Annotated in this window: 4 protein-coding genes; 1 reads left to right on the plus strand and 3 read right to left on the minus strand. The window is 53.0% G+C overall.

Features of this window, described 5'->3' with window-relative positions; translation table 11 throughout:
• The 3 genes from hypB to BOW51_RS10220 all read right to left on the minus strand — a co-directional run.
• A partial coding sequence (gene hypB / locus BOW51_RS10210; protein ID WP_135568249.1) for a hydrogenase nickel incorporation protein HypB occupies positions 1–857 on the minus strand: 857 nt, incomplete at its 3' end.
• Between the two features lie 54 nt (positions 858–911).
• Positions 912–1286 (minus strand): hydrogenase maturation nickel metallochaperone HypA/HybF, encoded by a 375-nt coding sequence (locus BOW51_RS10215; protein ID WP_078477620.1) that lies wholly within the window; start codon positions 1284–1286, stop codon positions 912–914.
• Positions 1287–1297: 11 nt separating this feature from the next.
• Positions 1298–1525 carry a HypC/HybG/HupF family hydrogenase formation chaperone gene (locus BOW51_RS10220; protein ID WP_078477621.1) on the minus strand — a complete coding sequence of 76 codons (228 nt, stop codon included), beginning with the start codon at positions 1523–1525 and terminating at the stop codon, positions 1298–1300.
• A 177-nt stretch (positions 1526–1702) separates the two neighbouring features.
• Between BOW51_RS10220 and BOW51_RS10225 the strand changes: the two genes are divergently transcribed.
• Positions 1703–1995, plus strand: a 293-nt coding sequence (locus tag BOW51_RS10225) for a hydrogenase maturation protease (RefSeq protein ID WP_135568250.1), incomplete at its 3' end; no start/stop codon positions are given.

The following is a 1995-nucleotide window of genomic DNA, read 5'->3' on the forward strand; positions in this document are numbered from 1 at the left end:
CATCTGTGATGGCTGTGGGCGTGGCTATGCGTGTGCTGATGTTCGTGCTCGTGCTCATGATCGTGCGTGTGGTGCGCGTGCGCTGACGTTGGCGGGTGCGCTTCAAGATGACGTTTTCTCTCCGCCACCTGTTGCGCGACCCATGCTGTCCAGTCAGACATGCCCTCACCATTCTTGGACGAGAGTTCGATAATGGGTGCGGTGCTGGCGATATCCTGCAGGTAGCGCCTGGTGCGCTCGGGTTTGAAGTCGTCGAGATAAGGCAGCAGGTCAGTCTTGCTGATCATGACCAGGTCGGCGCTGCGGAACATGACCGGGTACTTGGCCGGTTTGTCATCACCCTCGGGTACCGACAGCAGGGCGACATTCTGATGTTGCCCAAGATCGAAGCTCGCCGGGCACACCAGGTTGCCGACGTTTTCGATAAACACAACATCGTATTCGGAGAGGTCGAGATTATGCAGTGCATCGTGGATCATGTGGGCGTCGAGATGACAGGCGCTGCCGGTCGCAATCTGGATCGCTTTTACGCCGTGCTTGCGGATGCGCTCGGCGTCATTCTCTGTTTCCAGGTCACCCTCGATGACGGCGATTCTCAGCTTCGGGTCGAGCTGCTGGATGGATGCCTCAAGCAGGGCGGTTTTTCCTGCACCGGGTGAGGACATCAGGTTGATCGCGAGGACATTGTGCGCATCGAAGTGTTCACGGTTGTGGCTGGCCGTATGGTCATTCTCGTGTAACAGGCTGTGCAGCACAGTTACCGCCTCATTGCCGCTCTCGGTTGTGGCAAGCTTGCCACCGGGCCTGATCAGCTCTTCGTTACCGGGTGTGATATTACAACCGCAGGTGTTACACATGTTTACTCTCCAATACAGCACATACCTGATTATAGGAATGCAGCCGCTTTTTATTCAATAGTCCCGTTGGGCAACGGCGGGTTCTGCTGTCTGCAGTTCCACGCTCATTAATAATAGCTCATCACCGCTGATCAGTGTGGTGCGCCATTCATCGCACTCCGGGCAAACCAGCTTGTTTGGCGGAACATCGCTTTCAGTGCCACAGGCGTTACACCTGATACGGGTGGGCAGCTCGTCAATCAGTAATTCGGCATCCCTGGCAATGCTGTCTGCACTGGCAACGGGGTAGGCGTGCTTGAGCAGTTGGGGTTCAACACCGGAAAGTGCACCAAGCCCAATAGTAATCGAAATAACAGTATCGGCCTGCCGTTCATGCGCAATCGCTTCGACCTGGTCTATCAGTGACTGGCAGATTGCAAGTTCGTGCACTTCAGGCTCCTTCAGCTCTCTGCCGCGAGCATCTGATCGTACAGCTCCCAGGCAGTTTGCGCCTCTTGCTGAGAGATTTTCTGGATGGCGTAGCCGACATGCACAACAACGAAGTCATCTACATTGAGCTCTTCTTCCTGCATCATGAAAAGACTGACATCACGACTGACCCCTTTTGCTTCACAACTGGCGGTGTAATTCTCGATGGATTTGATCTGCATTGGGATGCCAAGACACATAATGAGGAATATCCGGTTAAATAATTGAACTTAGAGCAGTTAGTCAGGGAAAAGCTGATTGCTGGTTGATATTTATCAATAAGCTGATTAGGCTTAGTCCAGTATCATATAACTATAAATTAAGGGCAAGAGTTGAATTCATGTCTATTGATAAAGAGACTACTTTGATACTCGGAGTTGGCAATACCCATCCTTACTGATGAGGGCGCAGGCATCCACGCCCTTAATCATCTTGAAACACTCTATCCCGACACACCACATCTGACTTTCCTTGATGGCGGCACACTCAGCTTCACGCTGGCTGCATATATCGAGGAGTGCAACAACCTCATCGTTTTTGATGCTGCCGAACTGCATCAGCCTGCGGGCAGTGTGCAAGCTTTTGTCGGTGCGGAAATGGACGAGTTTCTTGGCCGCTCGAGGCGCAGCGCGCATGAGGTGGCCCTGCTTGACCTGATTGATATCGCACG

The organism is Solemya elarraichensis gill symbiont (assembly GCF_002021095.1).
GTDB lineage: Bacteria > Pseudomonadota > Gammaproteobacteria > Chromatiales > Chromatiaceae.